Consider the following 19,597-nt stretch of genomic DNA (forward strand, 5'->3'; position numbering starts at 1 on the left):
CAAAAAATCCCGCTTCGATTGAAGTGGGATTTTTTTATCTTTATCTCGAAACAAAGTTTTTTATGAAAAAATATATAGCAGTAGTATTAATTTCAATATTGTTTATTAATTGTAAACAAGTAACTTCGGCACAAGAACAAGCTCAAGGTAAAGTAATTACTATTTCCGATGGTGCAAAAGCCTCAGAAGTTGAGGGTATTTTGAGTTTTTTGGCAAGTGATGAATTAAAAGGTAGAGATACAGGGAGTAAAGGGTTAGAAAAGGCAGCAAAGTTTATAGAGGGAGAGTTTAAGAAATATGGTATCGAGCCTTATTTTGAAACATATAGAGATGTTTTTGATGTCAATGGAGTAAAAACATTTAATATTGTTGGCTATCTAAAAGGATTAGACGAAACACTAGCAAATGAATTCGTAATTATTGGTGCTCATTTTGATCATATAGGAACAGGAAAAGAAGTTAATGGAGATACTATTGCCAATGGAGCAAATGATAACGCAGCAGGAACTACAGCTGTAATCTCTTTGTCAGAAAAATTTTCGCAATTAAAAAATAATAAGAGAAGTGTTCTTTTTGTGTTGTTTGGAGCCGAAGAAAAAGGATTGCTTGGATCTAAACATTTGGCTAAGGTGTTAAAAGAAAAGAAGGTTGATCTCTATACGATGTTGAATTTTGAGATGATTGGAGTGCCGTTAAAAGATAAATCGTATACAGCATATCTTACAGGATTCGAAAAGTCTAATATGGCGGATAAAATAAATGAATATTCTGATCAAGATGAATTGATAGGGTTTTTACCAAAGGCTAAAGAGTTTCAATTGTTTCAAAGAAGTGATAACTATCCGTTTTATTCTGCGTTTAATGTCCCTTGTCAAACAATTTCTACCTTTGATTTCACAAATTATAAGTACTATCACCATGTAGATGATGAGGCTTCAGAAATGAATTTTGAGTTTATGGCAGAGTTGATTAATAACTGTATTCCTGTGATCACTAAAATTACCACTACATCAAGTAAAGAAATTAAGTTAAACTAATTTTTAGCCTTTATCAAAACATATGAAAAATATAATTATCACCGGAGCAAGCAGAGGTATTGGCTATGAGATGTCTAAACTTTTTGCTGATGCAGGACATCAGGTATTAGCTTTATCCCGAAATGAGGGGCCTATTGCTTCTCTTCAAAATAAAAATATACATACATTTTCTTTTGATATCTGTAAGAAAGAAGATTTGCAGAAGATGGTAGATTTTGTTTCCAAAGAATGGAAACAGGTAGATGTTTTGATCAATAATGCCGGTATGTTGTTAAATAAGCCTTTTAATGAAATTTCTACCCAGGATTTTGAAGAGGTGTATAAGGTAAATGTATTTGGTGTAGCAGAAATTACAAGATTGATATTGCCTTTTATGAAAAGAGGAGGTCATGTAGTTACCATTAGTAGCATGGGGGGTATTCAAGGAAGTATGAAATTCCCTGGATTAGCAGCGTATAGCTCTAGTAAAGGAGCTGTAATAACACTTAGTGAGCTCCTGGCCGAAGAATATAAAGAAAGTGGTATTGCTTTTAATGTACTAGCATTAGGAGCTGTGCAAACCGAAATGTTAGAAGAGGCTTTTCCTGGATATCAGGCTCCCTTAAGTGCCATTGAAATGGCGACCTATATTAAAGATTTTGCTTTAACCGGTAATACGTTTTATAACGGAAAAGTGCTTCAGGTATCCAGTAGTACTCCGTGAAGTAACATTCAATCTAACAGAGGGGTTTAGGTAACTTCTAAAAACCTGCCACATGTACATTTTGCATGCTGAGATACTGGTAAAATTGATTTACAGTAAGTATTTTCTTTAACTCCTGATTCTGAAAGTATACTAAATTACTAATGCTTCTTGACTTTTCTTTTGCAGAGACCTTAGATTGCAGCACTTTATTTGCTTTTAGAGAATAATCAAATATTATTTTTTGAATTACCTTGCTCGAATTAATGGTGAGATTAAGTTCTTTCTGTAATTCGATTCCCTTTTCTATTGCCAATTTTCGCAATATTTTTGTCTCTTTTTCCTGTTGTTTTTGTTGTTCTTGTTGTTGTTCAGTTTGTGCCATACCACAAATACTGATAAAAAGAACGGCTATAGTTATTAATGTTCTCATATAAAACCCTTACGTTTTGTGTTAAAAAAATTTGAGGTTCTAAAAATATTAATAATTGATTAACAACGGGTTAAAAAATAAAGATACTCGATAAATGTTAATTTTTACTCGTCAAAATACTTAAACTCGATGGTTTTTTATTTGTGACAAGGGTGAAAAACCGTAAAAAAAATCATTTTTGTGTTATGACTTGCAATTTACTAGCACCAATTTTTTAACTACTTTTTTCGATGAAGTGTCATTAAGCGTGAAATCAACATAATAGGTGTGTTTTCCTTTAACCTTGGCAGTGGTAGGAGATGCTTTTAATTCAATTTTATATCGATTATTTTGATACGTTTCTCTCCAAAAGCTTCCTGGTTTTCTCTTTGCAGATCTTGGTTTTAGTACCGGAATTAGATATTTCTCAGTATTTTTTCCTTGTTGTATAATTCCATTGGCGTTGTCTTTAAAACGCCCAAAATACAATCTTTTATACGAAGTGTTTTTGGCATTTACCATAAACAAACAATCACAAGCATTAATTTCTTCCCAAGTAAAACTTAGGTCCCTTACAGAGAATCTTTCTACATGAATTGGTTTTTGATCAGGCTGTTTACTAGATGGGGTATCCTTTTTTTTAGGAGAAGAAAACGTGATCATGGTGATTTTTAATTGCTCTCCGTCAATTTCTGTTTTCGAAGTTTTAATATGAGTGATAAGTGTATCGATTCGTGACTCATAAATCACCTTGGTTTTTATTGTTTTAACCGAATCCGAAAGAATTTTAAAAGGAGCAATAAGTGTAACGTCTTTTATAGTTTTTTCTTCTGTTGAAAAGTGTTCTTCCTGCTTATTTTCGATGGTGAAATCTGGGTGTTTTTTGGCTAAAACACTTTTATCAATAGACTCCTGTATTTTTTGTTTAATTAATAAAACATACGCATCTTCTTGAGTAATAGAAATTTCTTCTTCAACAACACTAGAAGCCTTAGAAACTTCATCATCTAGCTCTTTAGATGAGTTCTTTGCACAACCGATAAAGACCAAAACTATGATAATGTAAATGAAGTGCTTCATGATCTCACTCTAAATTTTAATTTAACAATCTGTCCATTTAATCTTCTTGACTCTATAATTTCAATGTTTTTAAGACTTTGTGTGGGTGTGGTTAATGTATTAATAAAATTTTCTTTAGTATACATTTCAATTCCTAATCCGTATGGCAATACCTGAAAAATAGTAACATCATCGGCAATAATTTTGGATAGCTCTTTTCTTCTGTTTTTCCAGTCTTCCACTTTTCCATTAGCATAATAATGAAGCATCAGTGCATAATCGTCGGTTTGTATTTGTAAACGTTCAGGACTTTGAGCAGTGGCGATTCTGTATATGGTATCTGTTTTATGGTAAGGAGATTGTACCACAAAATTAATATAATCGTCGCTAGTTTTCCAGGAGAAACAACCGGTGCTGTCACTTTTGGTATGAAAAGGAGATTCTCTATTGTTAAGGATAATAATGTCAATAGGGATTTTTGTAATGGGTTGATTTCTATCTTGATCTATAAAACAAAAAGTAAAGGTATGTTTTACCGGGATCAAGAAATATAGTATACCCAATAGTAAAGAACCTATAGAGATAAACCATAGCCATTTAGGAATTTCATAACTCTTTTTGGCAAGATCAGCACTAGAGTGTTTTGTTTTAAAGTCATTCCAATTAGTATATCCGCAATATTGTGAGAGTATCGAAAGAATATCTATACGTGGTAATTTTTTTGAAGAATTTTTGAAATAACTATAGAAAGATTTTTCGCTAATACTGGTTTTAGTTCGGTCTTTAAGATCTTCTTGAAATGTAATGATATCTTGCCCCTTCCATTCAGAAATATCATAACTAGAAGCAGTATTATGCTTCAAAAACTGTTGAGCTACAGTTTTTTTAAGGAGATCGAATAGTATTTTTTCTTCAGGTGTGATGATTGTATCGTGTTAAAAGTAAGCCTCTTAGTTTTTGTAAAACAATTTACAATGATTTTACAAGAGTTCTACAATTGATAGAACAGATCTCTCAATATGTTTGTTTTGGATTAACAAGATAAAAAATATAAAAATGAAATCGAACAAATTAAACAGGAGAAAAGTAGTACTATTATTAGGAGTATTGATGTTTGGCTTTTCTTGCTCAAAAGAAGCAAGTAATTATGATGTGGCATCAGAAATAATAGCGCTTGATGAAACAGGAGAAATGCCCAATTTAAATTCTCATGAGTTAGAAGGCAAAGAGATTCAAAAAAAAGAAAATATCAATGCAAATCTAAAGGTAATAAAAAATGCCACCTCAAGGATTAAGGTTAAGAATGTAGAGAAAGCGACCTTACACGCTAAACAAATTGCTCTGCAGTACCAAGGTTATGTTTCTGATGAGCGTTTTACAAATACCAATCATACCAAAGAAAATCGATTTACGATAAGGATCCCCAGGGAACATTTTGATACGGTATTGGATCAGATATGTAAATCTGCAGAATTTGTAGATCATAAAAATATATCCACTATAGATGTCACCGAAGAGTATATTGATTTGAGTTCGCGATTAAAAACAAAGCTCGAAGTAAAACAACGTTATGAAACCATTTTACGCGATAATGCCAAAACGGTTAAAGATATTTTGGCTACAGAAGATAAGCTTAAAGAATTACAAGAGGAGATCGAAGCAACTCAAGGAAGGCTAAATTATATTAGTGCTAGAGTGGTCTACAGTACAATCCAACTAGATATGTATGAAGTTGTTATTCCAAAAGAAGAGCCAGAACAGTATACCCCAAGTTTTCTGGATAAAGCACAGGCCGGATTGTCTTTTGGATGGTCTTTGGTTGAACATGCAGCGCTGGTGTTGTTTTATATCTGGCCATTTATCGTTTTAGGGACGTTAGTTTTAGTGTATTTTAAGTGGATAAGAAAGTGAAAAATAATGAATTAAGCGTGTCAGTCTGGTGCGCTTAATTTTGTATTTTGCGCAAATAACAATGAAGAATAATAATTTTTACGTTTGAAGCAAATACTTGCACGATATATTCCAGAGCGATCTATTGAACCTGCATTCGACTTAATTGTAAAATGCAATGTACACCTCAAAATCGTTAACGAAAGAGTGACACGGCATGGTGATTATAGAAAAATGCCAGATGGGAGACATCAAATTACCGTTAATGCATCACTTAACAAGTATCGTTTTTTGATCACTTTGATTCATGAGATTGCACACCTTGTTGCTTTTGAGAAATATGGTCGTTATATAAAACCTCATGGGATAGAATGGAAAAGAACTTTTCAACAATTAATGCTGCCATACATTAATCCAGAAGTTTTTCCTTCTAAATTATTACCAGTGATCGCGCATCATTTTAAAAACCCAAGAGCTAGTAGTGATACCGATGAAAAATTATCATTAGCTCTTAAACAATACGATCCCGCCAACGATAAAAATTATATCTTTGAGCTGCCTTTTGGAAGTACTTTTAGATTGTATAATGGTAAAGTCTTTAAAAAAGGGAACAAAAAAGTGAAAAGATACGAGTGTGTTGAAGTAAACACGGGTAGAATCTATCTTTTTAACCCCAACGCCGAAGTTGAAATGTTGAATTAATTATGAATAAAAATTATTATGCCATATTAATGGCTGGTGGAGTAGGGTCCAGATTTTGGCCGGTAAGTACTTCTGATTTTCCGAAACAATTTCACGATATGTTAGGAACAGGAGAAACCCTGATTCAACGTACATTTTCGCGTTTAGCAAAAATAATTCCAACAGAAAATATTTTTATTCTTACCAATGAACGGTACAATGATTTGGTTCTTCGGCAATTACCAGAGGTAAAACAAAGACAGGTCGTTACAGAACCGGCAATGCGTAACACGGCTCCGTGTATTTTGTATGCAGCGTTAAAAATTCAAAAAGAAAACCCAGATGCTCTCATGGTGGTGGCGCCCAGTGATCATTGGATCGAGGATGAAGATGCTTTTATTAGTAATTTAGAACAAAGCTTTACCGCCTGTGCTAAAGAGGATATGTTAATGACCTTAGGGATTCAGCCCACATTTGCCAATACCGGATACGGGTATATCCAATATGATAAGGATAACAGTGCTATAAAAAAAGTAGCTCAGTTTACCGAAAAACCAGATTATAATACCGCTAAAGAGTTTTTAAGTGCGGGTAATTATTTATGGAATGCTGGAATCTTTATTTGGAGTGTTAATAGTATCGTTAAAGCATTTGCAAGATTTCAAAAAGACATGACGGCATTGTTTGAAAAGGGTATGGATACATATAATACCGAAGAAGAAAGTACTTTTATACAATCAAATTATGCCTTGGCCGAAAATATATCTATAGATTATGCTATTTTAGAGAAAGCTGATAATGTATACGTGCTTCCGGCAACATTCGATTGGAATGATTTGGGAACTTGGGGGTCATTATATGATAAATTAGATAAAACTGATGCTAATAATGCAGTAGTAAATGCTCGAGTTCTTTCGCAAGAATCTTCAGGTAATATGATCAGAACTTCTAAAGATAAAATTGTAGTAGTGGATGGATTAGAGGATTATATCATAGTCGATAAAGAAGATGTGCTTTTAATTTACCCTAAACAAAAAGAACAAGATATTAAAGAGGTGCTTAAAAAAGTAAAAGAAACATACGGAGAACAATACGGATAAAATCAATGGAAGATAATACTAACCCACCCGTTTCTCAGGAAGAAGTAACTGAGACTGTAAAAAGAGATGCAAAAGGACTATTTGCAAGTCTAAGCAAGTTTCTTAGAGAATTATTGAATATTAGATCAGAAACAGATAAGGATCAGACTATAGAGGATGTTAAAAATGATATTCCATTTAAAGGACATACCGCCTGGATTCTAATTTTTTCGGTATTTGTTGCATCTATTGGTCTTAATGTAAGTTCTACAGCTGTAGTAATAGGAGCGATGTTAATTTCGCCACTAATGGGACCGATTGTTGGGGTTGGATTAGCGATCGCAATTAATGATATTGATACTTTAAGAAGATCTTTGGTCAATCTTGGGGTAATGGTTGGGCTTAGTGTATTGGCGGCTACTTTGTACTTTTGGGTTTCGCCTTTAACCGAATTAACCCCAGAACTAGAGGCCAGAACCGCACCTACCATTCTCGATGTATTGGTGGCTGTTTTTGGGGGTTTGGCACTCATTGTGGCTAAATCTAAAAAAGGAACCATGCCCAATGCTATTGCAGGAGTAGCAATTGCTACGGCATTAATGCCTCCTTTATGTACAGTGGGATATGGTATTGCTGTATGGGAACCAGAGTTTTTTCTAGGAGCATTATATTTATTTAGTATCAACGCCATATTTATTGCATTATCAACCTTTATTGTTGCAAAATTATTGCGTTTTCCAATGTTACGGTATGCAAACTCTGCAAAACGTAAACGTACAGCACAATTAGCTTCATTATTGGCGGTATTGGTAATGATTCCTGCAAGTTATACGTTTTATGTAACCTTGAATGAGAGTAATGCAGAACATGATTACAAGATTTTCTTAGAAAATGATATCAATAGTAATGAAAATCTATATTTAAGAAAGGATTTTTATAATTACAATGAAAAAACTATTAAACTGTTTTTTGATGGTGAAATAGCAGATGCGGTAGTAAGTGATCTTAAAAATGAAGTCAAAAAGTATAGTCATATAGGCGATTTTGAGTTAAGTATAAATGGTAATAAATCAAGAGGACTAGACCAAGTTTCTAAAGCCTATGATCGTGCCATTGTAGAGTTAGATCGTTTACAAAAAGAAAATGATAAATTATTAGATGAGATCGAAGATTTTAAAATTCAGATTGCCGGTTTAGAAACTAATTTACGTGAAGCCAATAAAGTGGTGCCGGTTAAGGTATTGCCTTATTCAAGTATTGCCAAAGATGCAAAAATAAGATTCCCTGATTTAGCAGAATTGGGATATGGAGAAGTGTTACGATCTAATTTCTTAAAAGTGGATACTGTAAAAGTGATTTTCCCAAAATGGAAATTTCAAGTTACCGATAGTGTAAATGCTATTAGAGTGAATTCACTACAAGAATGGATTACCAAAGAAATGAAGGTGGATACTTTATTTGTAGAGTAACAAATAATGAAAAAACGACAATAATAAACAACTTATAAAGAGTTCTAAAAAAACATAGCTACTCCAAGAGGGCTATGTTTTTTGTTTATATTACAGGCTTTTTAGAATAAAACTATACATAATTATCTATGAAAGAATTACAATTTCCGGTCAAATTTGTTTTTAATATTACTACATTATCTAATGATTTTACTGCTAAGGATGCCAGTGGTAATACAGTTGCCTACGTTAAGCAGAAGATGTTTAAGTTAAAAGAGGATATCGCAATTTATGAAGATGAAAAGAAATCAAAAATAAATTTTAAGATCAAAGCTGATAAGTGGATTGATTTTTCTGCGGCATATAGCTTTTCAGATGGTAACGGTCAAGAAACCGGGAAAATTGCACGCAAAGGGTGGGCTTCTCTATGGAAAGCAGAATACGAACTCATCGATCAAAACCAAAAACTTCAGTATCATATTAGAGAAGAAAATGGCTGGATAAAAGTATTAGATTCTGTATTAGGTCAAATCCCAATATTAGGGATGTTAACAGGGTATTTATTTAATCCATCCTATAAAGTTGCCAATTTGAAGGACGAAACTGTAATACGACTTAAAAAAGAACCTTCGTTTTTTGGGAGAAGATTTCAAGTATCTAAACTAAAAGATATTGATGCCGATGATCAAGAGAGAGTACTTCTTGGTTTAATGATGATGATTCTATTAGAAAGAAGAAGAGGGTAGGGTAATGATACAGTATACCTATAGATAATATACACCTGTTGTGCATTTAGATATTTTTTAACCAAACTCCGTCAATTCGAGTGCTTCGACTTTAGGAGAAGTGTATCGAGAATAGGATTATTGGTTAAAAAAAGCTATTCTCGATACATTTTGTCTTCATTTCATTACGCAAAATACTCGAATTGACGCTTTTTTTGTAATGATTTTCCTAAATGCACAATGGATAATACACTTATATTCTATACAACATGTTTATAAAGCAAGCGACCATATTAATATTAGTTTTTAGCGTTACTTTAATTGGTTATAGTCAAAACACAAATACTATGCAATTACCTTATCAACAAATTCCAGAATATCCCGAAAATTATACTACAGGTAATGTTATATCTCGGTTTATAGATGGATTAGGATATCGTTATTATTGGGCCACCGAAGGATTAACAGAAAAGGATTTACAATTTTCTCCTTCAGAAGGAGGGAGAACAACCTTAGAGACTCTGGAACATCTGTATGGATTGGCAGAAGCGATTGTTAATGCGCCCCAGAACATACCTAATATTAGGCCTTATGATATACCAAAAATGACTTTTGATCAGCTCAGAAAAAAAACGTTAGTGAGTCTAAAAAAAGCGAGTGAGTTGTTTTCAGGAAAATCAGCAGAAGAGGTGTCAAATTATGGGGTGATATTTCAAACCAAGGAAAAACAAAGAGAATTCCCATATTGGAATATGATTAACGGACAAATATCTGATGCGATATATCACGTTGGTCAAATTGTGTCCTTTAGAAGGTCGGCAGGGAATCCTATGAGTCCAAAGGTTAATGTGTTTACGGGGCAAACTGCAAACTAGCCGTTTTTCAATATTAAAAGGTGAAATTAATTAGAGAGTAGAGAGTTAAGGGATGGGCTTATAATCGTTAAAGTCCTTTTAACTGTGCATCACGCACTTTTTTGAATAGGTTAGAAGAGTATACAAACTCGGTTACCGCTTGATTATCGGTTTTAAATATTTGAGTTTTATCACCTTCCCATTCTAAATACCCATTTTTAAGAAAAACGATTTTTTCTCCAATTTCCATTACCGAATTCATATCGTGAGTATTGATCACTGTAGTGATATCGTACTCTTCGGTAATTTCCTTGATCAGGTTGTCAATTACAATAGCTGTTCTGGGGTCTAGACCAGAATTGGGTTCATCACAGAACAAGTATTTAGGGCGCGTTACAATGGCGCGAGCAATGGCAACACGTTTTTGCATACCTCCACTAATTTCTGAAGGCAATTTTTTCTCAGCATTTTCTAGGTTTACCCTATTCAATACTTCATGCACACGTTCTTGCATTTCTTCTCTTTTCTGTTTTGTAAACATCATAAGAGGGAACATCACATTTTCTTCTACCGTCATAGAATCAAACAAGGCACTTCCTTGAAAAACCATACCCATTTGTTCTCTAAGATCTCTTTGCTGTTGTTCGTTAAGATCAGAATATGTGCTTCCATCATAACAAATTGTACCTTGCTCTGGTGTAAACAAACCAAGTAAACATTTTAAAAAAACGGTTTTACCACTACCACTGGTCCCAATAATTAAGTTCGTTTTACCACGATCAAAAGTGGTGGTTATCCCTTTTAGGATTTCTTCGCCATTAAAACCTTTATGTAAACCTTTAACTTCTATCATTAGCTTAATAATAATTGGGTGAGTACATAATTGGATATGATAATAACTACAGTAGTCCATACAAAAGCAGACGTACTAGCTTTACCAACTTCTAAAGCTCCTCCTTTCATATAATACCCATGAAAAGATGGTATTGTAGCTAGTAAAAAAGAATATAAAAATGTCTTTATAAAGGCATATACTAAGTGATACGGAATGAACTCTTCCCGCAAACCGGTTAAAAAATCGGTACTGGATACAAACCCTCCATAAACCCCTGCGATATAAGCTCCAAATATCCCTGTAAACATAGCAATGGCAATCACAAATGGATACATAAGCATTGCAATTATTTTAGGAAACACTAAATAGTTAAGAGAATTAATACCCATTACCTCTAATGCATCAATTTGCTCTGTAACTCTCATGGTTCCGATACTGGATGTGATAAAAGAACCAACTTTACCTGCCATAATTACCGAAATAAAAGTAGGAGCAAACTCTAAAATCACCGATTGTCTAGAGGCAAAAGCAATAAGCTTTTTTGGGATAAGGGGATTGGTTAGATTTAATGCTGTTTGTATGGCAACAACTGCCCCTATAAAGAATGCCAGAAATACTGTAATTCCCAGAGATCCAATAATCAAATCATCGATCTCTTTAAATATCAGATTTCTTAAAACCGAACCTTTAGTCATTCGACTAAAAACACCTTTTAACATTAAAAAATAGCGACCAATATCGTCTAGGTAAAACATTCTTTGAAATTAGAAAAGCTAAAATAGAAAAAAAAATAGCTACAGCATTTAACCTTGCATTAAAGTTTTACATTTGTACAAATGCTATTTTTGCTGAATAAATAATAAAAGTAATGATAAAGAAAGTATTCCTGATCGTATTAATATCGATAATTTTTATTCCTTGTAATGCGCAAGAAATGGATAAAATCAATACCTCACCAAAACTTGTTGTAGGTATTGTAGTCGATCAAATGCGGTATGATTATATAACACGATTCTATAATCGGTTTGGAGAAGGTGGTTTTAAACGTATGATTGGTGAGGGGTTTAATTGTAAGAACAATCACTTTAATTATGTTCCTACCTATACAGGCCCAGGTCATGCATCGGTATTTACAGGTACCACACCACAAAATCATGGAGTAATTTCTAACAATTGGTATGATAAATTTAGTAAAGAAACTGTGTATTGTGCAAGTGACTCTTCGGTAAAAGCCGTAGGATCTGATAGTGATTTAGAAAGAATGTCGCCGCATCGAATGAAAACCACTACCGTTACAGATCAAAATAGATTACACACGCAATTAAGAGGAAAAACTATTGGTATTGCTATAAAGGATAGAGGGGCGATACTTCCGGCAGGACATACTGCAAACGGTGCATATTGGTTTAGGGGAAAGGATGAAGGAAAATGGATTACCAGTACCTATTATCGTGAGGAGTTACCAGATTGGGTTCAGCAATTTAATGAATCAGGAAAGGCGAAGTCGTATTTTAAAGTATGGAATACCCTGTATGACATCAATACGTATAAAGAAAGTGGAGCCGACCAGAACAAATTCGAAGGCGGATATAAAGGGAAAGAAACTGCTACATTCCCTTATGATTTTACTAAGCTTAAGGATCAAAATGCCGGGTATGATATTGTTAAATCCTCTGCCTTCGGAAATAGTTTAACTGCAGATTTTGCTATTGCAGCGCTTGAAGGAGAGCAATTAGGATCAGATAAGGTAACAGATTTTTTAACAGTAAGTTTCTCGAGCACCGATTATGTAGGGCATAATTTTGGAGTAAACTCAAAAGAAATTCAGGATACGTATTTACGATTGGATAAAGATTTAGAACGTTTTTTAAATGCTCTTGATCAGAAAGTGGGTAAGGGGCAGTATACTGTTTTCTTAACTGCAGATCATGGAGCGGTTCATGTTCCATCGTATCTAAAATCGGTTAAAATTCCGGCTGGATATTTTGATACCAATGCATTTAAAACTAAAGTGGAGACATTTGTAAAAAATACATTTAAAGTAGAGGGTTTGATAGAAAATATGTCAAACAATCAAGTGTTTTTCAATTATGAAGTTTTGGCTAAAAATACTGTGAATGCTGAAGATTTGCAGAATTCAATAGCACATTTTGTTCTGCAAGAAGATCAAATTGATAAAGTGTTTACCAGAAAACAGTTAGAATCTGTTAATTATACTTCAGGAATTGCGGCATTAATTCAAAAAGGCTTTAATCAAAAGAGAAGTGGGGATGTAATTGTGGTGTTGGATCCGGCTACGATAATGTATTCTCTAACTGGTTCTACCCATGGTAGTGGATTGATATACGATACGCACGCTCCATTATTGTTTTTTGGACAAGGAATTAAAAAAGGAAGTACTACTCAAAAAACACATATTACCGATATAGCACCCACAATTTCTGCTTTGTTAGGGATTACTTTTCCGAATGGAGCCACAGGGGATGTGTTGCCTTTTGTATTAGAGTAATACTTGTTTTAGTTTTTGATATATGGATTGAGCGCTTTTTACAGCTCCTTCCATATATCCACCAAATTGAACCGCAGTTTCTGTTCCGCCAATAAATAAGCTGTTATTGAAAAATCCTTGTTGGTACACAGAATGGCCATTGTTTTGATGTGGAAATATAAAGTGGTCTGTCGGAATTGTGGTGTATTGCTCATTTTTCCATACGAGTTCTTCATATTCTAAATAGTCTAAAGCGCTATCTCCAAATAACTTTTGTAGTTGGTTAAAGACTTTGGTTTTTCTATTTTCTGTGGTTTCTAAATACATTTCGTTTTGTAAAAAACCTTTTAAAGCAAATCGATCATTTTGATAGTTAGAATGATCGTATAACTCGGTAATAGGCCCAACATTGCTAAATACAGTGCCGGAAAAATTATTTTCCCTCCAGAAAGCTTTTGTATAAGAAACTCCAAATTTAATCGATTCTCCCATCCAGGTATGCGTATTATTGGCAATTGTAACAAGATGAGTTGGTAATGCCGGATTACAGGTAATACTATTTACCAAAAGCATAGGAGGTAATGTAGAAACTACTTTGTTTGCTAAATATGCCGTATTGCCTGAATATAAAGTGACTTGATCTTCCGAAAAATCGATATGGTGAATTTTTGAATTTAAAATAATATCATTTTTATTAAAAGATGTAGCCAGTTTATGAATTAAGGTTTCTGATCCTTTTTGTATTCTAAAACTTGGTTCTTGATTATCTGGAATTTCAAATTTCTGTGGAGGAGCAGTAGAAAGAGGCTCAAAAAGCGCTATTCCTTTCATATATTGTTCAAAAACCGGAATATTTAATTCATCTAAAAGCCCTAGTAGATCTTGATGTTGTGTGCCTAGCCATGTAGCTCCCATTTCTATTGTGGTTTCATTACCCGATAACACTGTATTAATTCTTCCGCCAATTTTGTTTCTGGATTCTAAAATCTTAAAAGAAATCCCTTCTTTTTTTAGCCTATATGCAAGTAGTAAGCCCGTTAATCCTGCACCAATAATGATTACTTCTGATTTCATATTCGTATAAATATATAGAGTAAAGCTTCAAGAACAGAAGTTTTACTCTATACTTTTGTTATCATAGTGTTCTTATTGTCCCATAAGGTGAGTGCCGTGTACTACAGCGGCTCCAGCTCGTAAAGCGGCAGCAACAAAAGTTGTTTCTGCTAGTTCTTCTTGAGTGGCACCAGCTTTTATGGCATTCTTCTTATGTATTTCTAAGCAATATGGGCATTGCGTGGTTAGAGCCACTGCAACCGCCATTAATTCTTTATACTTTATCGGTATAGCTCCTTCTTCTAATGCGATACTATCAAAAGCTTGAAATGCTTTCATAGCCTTTTCTGCATTCTTGCCAAGTGTCCCTAATTGTTTTAGGTTATTCATGTCATACATAATTCTTCTTTTTTTAGTTAGTTTCTTCCCGCTGTTACACCGCCATCAGTATCCCAAATAGCTCCTGTAACCCAAGAGGCTTGATCAGATAAAAGAAACGTAATGCTGTTGGCTATATCTTGAGGGGTACCATTTCTTCCTATTGGATGAAAATTATTAAATCCTACTAATGCTTTTTTGGCTTCTTCTGCGCTTCCAAAGACACTATCGTAAACAGGAGTTTCTACTACGGCTGGTGATACAGCGTTAACCCGAATACCATGATCAGCCAACTCCATAGCTAGATGTTGTGTAAGAGAATGTAATCCTGCTTTTTGCATAGAATAAGCAGAAGAAGGAGTAGCTTTTACTGCCTGTTTTGCCCACATAGAGCCTACATTAACGATGGATCCACTGTTGTTTTCTTTCATCTTTTTGGCTGCCGATTGGGTAATAAAAAAGAAACCTCTATTGAGATCCTGGTACGAATCATAATCTTCTACAGTGTGATCTAGGAATGCCTTTGGGCCAAAAATCCCAGATGCATTTACCAAATAATCCAGACGATCCAATCCAGAAATACTAGTAATCAACTCATTTACGCTAGACGTATCTGTAATATCAACCTGATGCTTAATTACATTTTCTGCATCTTCAAGTTTAGATACATTTCTTCCTACTACATGAACGGTAGCGCCTTCTTTAAGTAAAGTTTCAACAGTTGCTTTACCAATCCCACTAGTTCCACCTATTACTAAAGCGGTTTTGTTTTTAAATTGTGTCATTTTTAGATGTATTAAAATTAATAAATGAACAGACAAGTCTGTCTTTTTTAGATTAAATTTTTTTAGCTCAATATATTTTCACAAAGACTCAATCCAGCATGTATTGGCCATTTGTCTTGATGCAATTTGCTTTCAGAAATAGCACTTTCGTATATTAAATAAATTTGTTTCGCCAGTGCTTCGTTTTTCTGATCAGAATTTTGACTGTAGTTTTTTTCTACTATTCCTTTTATGTATACTATAAACTCTTCTTTCTGTTTTTGAATCTCTTTTCTTATTTTTTGATTTTCTTGTGGGATTTCGGCAACAGTATTTAGACACCAACACCCATTAAAGTCTTTTTGATCAAAAAACTCCTGAAGAAAGTAAAATAGCGCATAGAGTTGTTTTTTTCCTTTTTCGGCATTATCGACAAAATTTTTAATGTCGTGTATAAATGTATCGTTACGATATTTAAGGTAGGCCAGGCAGATGTCTTCTTTTGATGCAAAATGATTATATAGGGTAGCCTTGGCAATGCCAGCTTCTTTTATGATTTCATTTATTCCGGTAAGGTTATATCCTTTTCTATAGAATAATTCTGAAGCTGTTTTTATAATATGTTGTCTTACTAAAGAATGTTTCATAGGACAAATCTAATAAATAATTTTCAAAAACAGACAAGTCTGTCTGTTTTTAGATCTATTTTAACAAATGAGCATGATATTCTGCTATTTAATCAATTTTCTTTTTATTTTTTTCCAACGAAGTTTACGGATAAAATCTCCCTCTTCTTTGGAAACAAGAAAGGTTTGTTTTTCTCTTTTAGCCTTAAAGAAACCTGCCAGGTAATCTGTGATGAGTTGAGGTCGTTTTTTTAGTAATGCTAATTTAATTGAAGCAATTAGAGTAATCCAAAATCCGTATCGTATTCTGTAAAAAGCTTCACCTTGTTTATATTTTGCTTTTGGATTATAGGTGTTTCCTGTTGGTTTTAGGTGTTTTACCTGAAGGGATTCGTCGGTTTTAATTTTCCAATTATGATATTGAGCCAGAAGTTCATCTATAGTGTCCCAGCCCATCGCAGGCTTAATGCCATTGATGTCATCAAAACAATCACTACGATATGCTTTTAAAGCACCACGGATGTGGTCTTTATTGGTTAAACTTTCTAAAACCCATGTATTGTTCTTTTCAATATAACAAAATCCACCTGCCATTCCGATACTTTTATCTTCGTTAAAATGCGCTGTAATTTTTTCTAAATAATTAGTTGGAAAAATTAGATCTGCATCAAATTTACAAATGATATCTGCTTTAGAGTCAAGAGTTTTATATCCCTTGTAAAAAGCATTGATTACTTTACTACCGGGCATATGTTCTTCAGAAGAATTTGTATTTACTAGGGATATAAAATCATACTTCTTTATAAATTCATTTACTATATCTTCGGTAGTATCGGTAGAATGATCATTAACCACCACTATTTTTTTTGGTAATTTGGTTTGAGAAACGAGTGATACTAAGGTTTTAGAAATAAAACGTTCTTCGTTATGAGCGGGTATGATTATACAAATGTTCAATAGTAGTTAGATATTAGTAGGTAGTTGGTTGTCATGAATATTAATTTACACAGATTATTATAAACAACATTTTGGATGAATAAATTTAGGATAAAATTTTAAAAATAATGATGATACCCGTTGTGCATTTAGAAAAATCATTACAAAAAAAGCGTCAATTCGAGTATTTTGCGTAATGACCTCTCGACTTCGCTTGAGATGACAGAAGACAAAATGTATCGAGAATAGCTTTTTTTAACCAATAATCCTATTCTCGATAGCTCTGCTGAGCCAGTCGAAGTACACTTCTCCTAAAGTCGAAACACTCGAATTGGCGGATTTTGGTTAAAAAATATCTAAAGGCACAATGGATTGATGATATCTTTTTTAAGATCTAATTTTATACATTATACCAAGAAGTAAGGAGATTGTGTATACTGATCGTAAGATAATCTTCTATCGATACTAACTACTACTCACTAACTACTCGTTTTTCGGCATAAACAATATAGTATCTTGGAGTAAAGAGTCGTAATAAAGGTCTAAATCCAATTTTTTTAATAGGGTGCGTCCATTTTTGACGGTCCTTAATTTCCCATCCGGCTTTTTCGAGCAACCAATCAAATTGCCAATCTTCAAATTCATGGTAATGCCTGTCCCAGGGATCGGTCTTGCTTCTGTAAGCAGGAGAGAACCATAGTTTTAGAGGGATCGAAGCGACTAACTTATCAGCTTTGATATCTTTTAGTGCATTAAAAGGAGCAATAAGGTGTTCAAAAATTTCGAAAGCAGTAACAATTTCAACATCATCATTTTTTACAGCTTCTGTGTTGAGATCCAGATCTTCACCAGAAGTGTTAGATACCGTGTATCCTTCTTTTTCCATAAAGTCTACAAATGGATTTCTTACACCCAGATCAAGCACTTTTGCCGGTGCAGATACATTTTTTCTAAGGAATTCTAATGTGTTTTTATATCTTTTATGAGGAAAAGTTCCTTCGTACATAATGGTAAAGTCAATAATTACGATTGTAAAAATAGACAATTACTAACATTACTATCTGTGCAATGCATAGAATTTTATAAAAGGGTTTAGTTTTGATAAAGAAAGGCATTGATATTCATACCAGCTCCTACACTGGCAAATAATAAAAGATCTCCTTTGTTAATCGATTGATCTTCTATTTTATCATTTAAAATAAGATCATATAGTGTAGGGATAGTGGCAACACTACTGTTTCCTAATTTTTTAATGCTCATGGGCATGATTCCTTTGGGAACTTCTTGGTCGTGTAAGCCATAGAATCGTTTTACTATAGCTTCATCCATTTTTTCATTGGCTTGATGAATCAATATTTTCTTAACATCGGCAATATCAAAATCGGTTTTGTCTAAACACGCTTTCATTGCGAGAGGCACATGGTTTAAAGCGAATTCGTAAATTTTTCGCCCATACATCTTAATGTACTTATTATGGTCTTCAGAGGAGTTGTTGTATGTTTTTCCGAAGAATAGAAAATTACTTTCTTCTAGGGTGTACGATGCGCTTATAGTAGAGATTATACCGCCCGAATCTTTTGTGACTTCAATTATAGAGGCTCCCGCTCCATCAGAATAGATCATAGAATCCCGGTCATGTTTATCTACTACTCGAGAAAGTGTTTCTGCTCCAATAACAAGACACTTTTTGGCCATATCACTTTTAATAAAGGACTGTGCCTGTATTACTCCTTCTATCCACCCAGGGCATCCAAATAGCACATCGTAGGCTACACAATATGGGTTTTTTATTTTGAGTTTGTGTTTTACTCGTGAAGCAAGGCTGGGTACAGTATCTGCTTGTGATGAATTTTTATCTACATCGCCAAAGTTATGGGCTACTATTATATAGTCTAAAGTTTCTGGATCAATTCCTGCATCTTCAATTGCCTTTTCTGCAGAAAGAAATGCTAAATCAGAAGTATTTTGTTGAGTAGAGGCATATCTACGCTCTTCAATACCTGTAATTTTCTTAAACTTCTCTATGATTACATCTGTAGAATGCTGTATTTGGTCCCCGTTTTCGTTAAGAAATAAATGATTTTCAAAATCCTCATTTTTTTCAATCCCTTTGGGAATATAGCTTCCCGTACCTGTTATCTTGATACTCATTACTCTTAATTTTGTTTTCTATAATAAGATACGAAGTAAAAAAGTTACATGTTATGCATGCATAACATAATTTACGATGCCTAACCTGATTTTTAAAGATTAAAAGGTTACTTGATAGTGCTTATTTTATCTTTAATTGCATCACTGTGGCGATAGATAAGGCTCTGGTTTTGATAAGATTTGCTTTTTCTCCTTTAAAATGGGTGTCCACTACATTGTTGAATAGTGATAGCCAAGTCTCGAAATGAACTTTTTCTAACTTTTTTTGATTACTTAAATCTTTATGAATCTGAAGTACATTCTTTTTATAATCTCCTTTTCTGAATAGCTGTTGTTCCCAAAAATCCGTAATCTGCGGAAGATGTTCTTCGAGGTTAATTTTAGCTATTTCTGTAAAGAATATTCCTATCGAAGGATCTGCGAATGCATTACTATAAAAAGTTTTCATGATGAATTCTATATCTTTTCTTGAAGTAATGTCGTTCACGATATATTTGAT

At 33.7% G+C, this 19,597-nt stretch carries 22 protein-coding genes; 9 read left to right on the plus strand and 13 right to left on the minus strand.

Annotation, left to right across the window (positions count from 1 at the left end; all coding sequences use genetic code 11):
* Positions 1-62 precede the first annotated feature (62 nt).
* Entirely contained in the window at positions 63-1,037 is a 975-nt protein-coding gene (locus ABW637_RS16970) for a M20/M25/M40 family metallo-hydrolase (protein WP_367585923.1), read from the plus strand.
* A gap of 22 nt (positions 1,038-1,059) precedes the next feature.
* A complete protein-coding gene (locus ABW637_RS16975; RefSeq protein ID WP_367585924.1) occupies positions 1,060-1,740 on the plus strand; it encodes an SDR family NAD(P)-dependent oxidoreductase in 681 nt (226 codons plus the stop codon).
* Positions 1,741-1,777: 37 nt separating this feature from the next.
* On the opposite strand, the gene ABW637_RS16980 is transcribed toward ABW637_RS16975, so the two are convergent.
* From ABW637_RS16980 to ABW637_RS16990, 3 genes are all read right to left on the minus strand, one after another.
* Entirely contained in the window at positions 1,778-2,152 is a 375-nt protein-coding gene (locus tag ABW637_RS16980; RefSeq protein ID WP_367585925.1) for a hypothetical protein, read from the minus strand.
* Between the two features lie 183 nt (positions 2,153-2,335).
* The gene (locus ABW637_RS16985; RefSeq protein WP_367585926.1) at positions 2,336-3,211 is read right to left on the minus strand and encodes a hypothetical protein; all 876 of its coding nucleotides are present in this window, start codon (positions 3,209-3,211) and stop codon (positions 2,336-2,338) included.
* Positions 3,208-4,053 (minus strand): hypothetical protein, encoded by an 846-nt coding sequence (locus ABW637_RS16990; protein WP_367585927.1) that lies wholly within the window; start codon positions 4,051-4,053, stop codon positions 3,208-3,210. Before ABW637_RS16990 ends, ABW637_RS16985 begins: the two co-directional genes overlap by 4 nt.
* Positions 4,054-4,246: 193 nt before the next feature.
* On the opposite strand from ABW637_RS16990, the gene ABW637_RS16995 reads away from it, so the two are divergent.
* The 6 genes from ABW637_RS16995 to ABW637_RS17020 all read left to right on the plus strand — a co-directional run bounded on the left by ABW637_RS16995 (position 4,247) and on the right by ABW637_RS17020 (position 9,888).
* The gene (locus ABW637_RS16995; RefSeq protein ID WP_367585928.1) at positions 4,247-5,101 is read left to right on the plus strand and encodes a DUF4349 domain-containing protein; all 855 of its coding nucleotides are present in this window, start codon (positions 4,247-4,249) and stop codon (positions 5,099-5,101) included.
* An 84-nt stretch (positions 5,102-5,185) separates the two neighbouring features.
* Positions 5,186-5,782 carry a SprT-like domain-containing protein gene (locus tag ABW637_RS17000; protein WP_367585929.1) on the plus strand — a complete coding sequence of 199 codons (597 nt, stop codon included), beginning with the start codon at positions 5,186-5,188 and terminating at the stop codon, positions 5,780-5,782.
* 2 nt (positions 5,783-5,784) lie between these two features.
* Entirely contained in the window at positions 5,785-6,861 is a 1,077-nt protein-coding gene (locus tag ABW637_RS17005) for a mannose-1-phosphate guanylyltransferase (protein WP_367585930.1), read from the plus strand.
* 5 nt (positions 6,862-6,866) lie between these two features.
* The gene (locus ABW637_RS17010) at positions 6,867-8,309 is read left to right on the plus strand and encodes a DUF389 domain-containing protein (RefSeq protein WP_367585931.1); all 1,443 of its coding nucleotides are present in this window, start codon (positions 6,867-6,869) and stop codon (positions 8,307-8,309) included.
* A 128-nt stretch (positions 8,310-8,437) separates the two neighbouring features.
* Complete coding sequence (locus ABW637_RS17015) at positions 8,438-9,034, plus strand: LURP-one-related family protein (RefSeq protein ID WP_367585932.1); 597 nt, start codon at positions 8,438-8,440, stop codon at positions 9,032-9,034.
* A 326-nt stretch (positions 9,035-9,360) separates the two neighbouring features.
* A complete protein-coding gene (locus ABW637_RS17020) occupies positions 9,361-9,888 on the plus strand; it encodes a DinB family protein (protein ID WP_367585933.1) in 528 nt (175 codons plus the stop codon).
* Positions 9,889-9,955: 67 nt separating this feature from the next.
* On the opposite strand, the gene ABW637_RS17025 is transcribed toward ABW637_RS17020, so the two are convergent.
* Together ABW637_RS17025 and ABW637_RS17030 are read right to left on the minus strand one after the other, a co-directional pair.
* The gene (locus tag ABW637_RS17025) at positions 9,956-10,720 is read right to left on the minus strand and encodes an ABC transporter ATP-binding protein (RefSeq protein ID WP_367585934.1); all 765 of its coding nucleotides are present in this window, start codon (positions 10,718-10,720) and stop codon (positions 9,956-9,958) included.
* The gene (locus ABW637_RS17030; RefSeq protein ID WP_367585935.1) at positions 10,720-11,457 is read right to left on the minus strand and encodes an MlaE family ABC transporter permease; all 738 of its coding nucleotides are present in this window, start codon (positions 11,455-11,457) and stop codon (positions 10,720-10,722) included. The genes ABW637_RS17025 and ABW637_RS17030 overlap by 1 nt, the downstream gene beginning before the upstream one ends.
* A gap of 113 nt (positions 11,458-11,570) precedes the next feature.
* Between ABW637_RS17030 and pafA the strand changes: the two genes are divergently transcribed.
* Entirely contained in the window at positions 11,571-13,211 is a 1,641-nt protein-coding gene (gene pafA, locus ABW637_RS17035; RefSeq protein WP_367585936.1) for an alkaline phosphatase PafA, read from the plus strand.
* On the opposite strand, the gene ABW637_RS17040 is transcribed toward pafA, so the two are convergent.
* From ABW637_RS17040 to ABW637_RS17075, 8 genes are all read right to left on the minus strand, one after another.
* Positions 13,203-14,264, minus strand: coding sequence for a flavin monoamine oxidase family protein (locus tag ABW637_RS17040; protein ID WP_367585937.1), 1,062 nt, complete (start codon positions 14,262-14,264; stop codon positions 13,203-13,205). The two genes, pafA and ABW637_RS17040, sit on opposite strands and share 9 nt — an antisense overlap.
* A gap of 72 nt (positions 14,265-14,336) precedes the next feature.
* The gene (locus ABW637_RS17045; protein ID WP_367585938.1) at positions 14,337-14,633 is read right to left on the minus strand and encodes a carboxymuconolactone decarboxylase family protein; all 297 of its coding nucleotides are present in this window, start codon (positions 14,631-14,633) and stop codon (positions 14,337-14,339) included.
* Between the two features lie 26 nt (positions 14,634-14,659).
* Positions 14,660-15,406, minus strand: a complete 747-nt coding sequence (locus ABW637_RS17050; protein ID WP_367585939.1) for an SDR family NAD(P)-dependent oxidoreductase — start codon at positions 15,404-15,406, stop codon at positions 14,660-14,662.
* A 62-nt stretch (positions 15,407-15,468) separates the two neighbouring features.
* Positions 15,469-16,032 (minus strand): TetR/AcrR family transcriptional regulator, encoded by a 564-nt coding sequence (locus ABW637_RS17055; protein WP_367585940.1) that lies wholly within the window; start codon positions 16,030-16,032, stop codon positions 15,469-15,471.
* A gap of 84 nt (positions 16,033-16,116) precedes the next feature.
* Positions 16,117-16,968: a glycosyltransferase family 2 protein gene (locus ABW637_RS17060; protein WP_367585941.1), complete on the minus strand. Its 852-nt coding sequence runs from the start codon at positions 16,966-16,968 to the stop codon at positions 16,117-16,119.
* 451 nt (positions 16,969-17,419) lie between these two features.
* Positions 17,420-17,953: a class I SAM-dependent methyltransferase gene (locus ABW637_RS17065; protein WP_367585942.1), complete on the minus strand. Its 534-nt coding sequence runs from the start codon at positions 17,951-17,953 to the stop codon at positions 17,420-17,422.
* Positions 17,954-18,039: 86 nt separating this feature from the next.
* Entirely contained in the window at positions 18,040-19,098 is a 1,059-nt protein-coding gene (locus ABW637_RS17070) for a 3-oxoacyl-ACP synthase III family protein (RefSeq protein WP_367585943.1), read from the minus strand.
* Between the two features lie 121 nt (positions 19,099-19,219).
* Positions 19,220-19,585: a group III truncated hemoglobin gene (locus ABW637_RS17075; RefSeq protein ID WP_367585944.1), complete on the minus strand. Its 366-nt coding sequence runs from the start codon at positions 19,583-19,585 to the stop codon at positions 19,220-19,222.
* Positions 19,586-19,597 lie beyond the last annotated feature (12 nt).

Origin of the sequence: Aquimarina penaris (genome assembly GCF_040786285.1) — a bacterium.
Classification (GTDB): Bacteria; Bacteroidota; Bacteroidia; order Flavobacteriales; family Flavobacteriaceae; genus Aquimarina.

Excerpts from the sequence above, each read along its gene's own strand:
- ABW637_RS17050 (WP_367585939.1), bottom strand. The coding sequence starts at position 15,406 with ATGACACAATTTAAAAACAAAACCGCTTTAGTAATAGGTGGAACTAGT.
- ABW637_RS17030 (WP_367585935.1), bottom strand. The coding sequence starts at position 11,457 with ATGTTTTACCTAGACGATATTGGTCGCTATTTTTTAATGTTAAAAGGT.
- ABW637_RS16970 (WP_367585923.1), top strand. The coding sequence starts at position 63 with ATGAAAAAATATATAGCAGTAGTATTAATTTCAATATTGTTTATTAAT.
- ABW637_RS16980 (WP_367585925.1), bottom strand. The coding sequence starts at position 2,152 with ATGAGAACATTAATAACTATAGCCGTTCTTTTTATCAGTATTTGTGGT.
- ABW637_RS16975 (WP_367585924.1), top strand. The coding sequence starts at position 1,060 with ATGAAAAATATAATTATCACCGGAGCAAGCAGAGGTATTGGCTATGAG.
- pafA (WP_367585936.1), top strand. The coding sequence starts at position 11,571 with ATGATAAAGAAAGTATTCCTGATCGTATTAATATCGATAATTTTTATT.
- ABW637_RS17015 (WP_367585932.1), top strand. The coding sequence starts at position 8,438 with ATGAAAGAATTACAATTTCCGGTCAAATTTGTTTTTAATATTACTACA.
- ABW637_RS17025 (WP_367585934.1), bottom strand. The coding sequence starts at position 10,720 with ATGATAGAAGTTAAAGGTTTACATAAAGGTTTTAATGGCGAAGAAATC.
- ABW637_RS17055 (WP_367585940.1), bottom strand. The coding sequence starts at position 16,032 with ATGAAACATTCTTTAGTAAGACAACATATTATAAAAACAGCTTCAGAA.
- ABW637_RS16995 (WP_367585928.1), top strand. The coding sequence starts at position 4,247 with ATGAAATCGAACAAATTAAACAGGAGAAAAGTAGTACTATTATTAGGA.
- ABW637_RS17070 (WP_367585943.1), bottom strand. The coding sequence starts at position 19,098 with ATGAGTATCAAGATAACAGGTACGGGAAGCTATATTCCCAAAGGGATT.
- ABW637_RS17040 (WP_367585937.1), bottom strand. The coding sequence starts at position 14,264 with ATGAAATCAGAAGTAATCATTATTGGTGCAGGATTAACGGGCTTACTA.
- ABW637_RS17020 (WP_367585933.1), top strand. The coding sequence starts at position 9,361 with ATGCAATTACCTTATCAACAAATTCCAGAATATCCCGAAAATTATACT.
- ABW637_RS17065 (WP_367585942.1), bottom strand. The coding sequence starts at position 17,953 with ATGTACGAAGGAACTTTTCCTCATAAAAGATATAAAAACACATTAGAA.
- ABW637_RS17010 (WP_367585931.1), top strand. The coding sequence starts at position 6,867 with ATGGAAGATAATACTAACCCACCCGTTTCTCAGGAAGAAGTAACTGAG.
- ABW637_RS17045 (WP_367585938.1), bottom strand. The coding sequence starts at position 14,633 with ATGAATAACCTAAAACAATTAGGGACACTTGGCAAGAATGCAGAAAAG.
- ABW637_RS17005 (WP_367585930.1), top strand. The coding sequence starts at position 5,785 with ATGAATAAAAATTATTATGCCATATTAATGGCTGGTGGAGTAGGGTCC.
- ABW637_RS16985 (WP_367585926.1), bottom strand. The coding sequence starts at position 3,211 with ATGAAGCACTTCATTTACATTATCATAGTTTTGGTCTTTATCGGTTGT.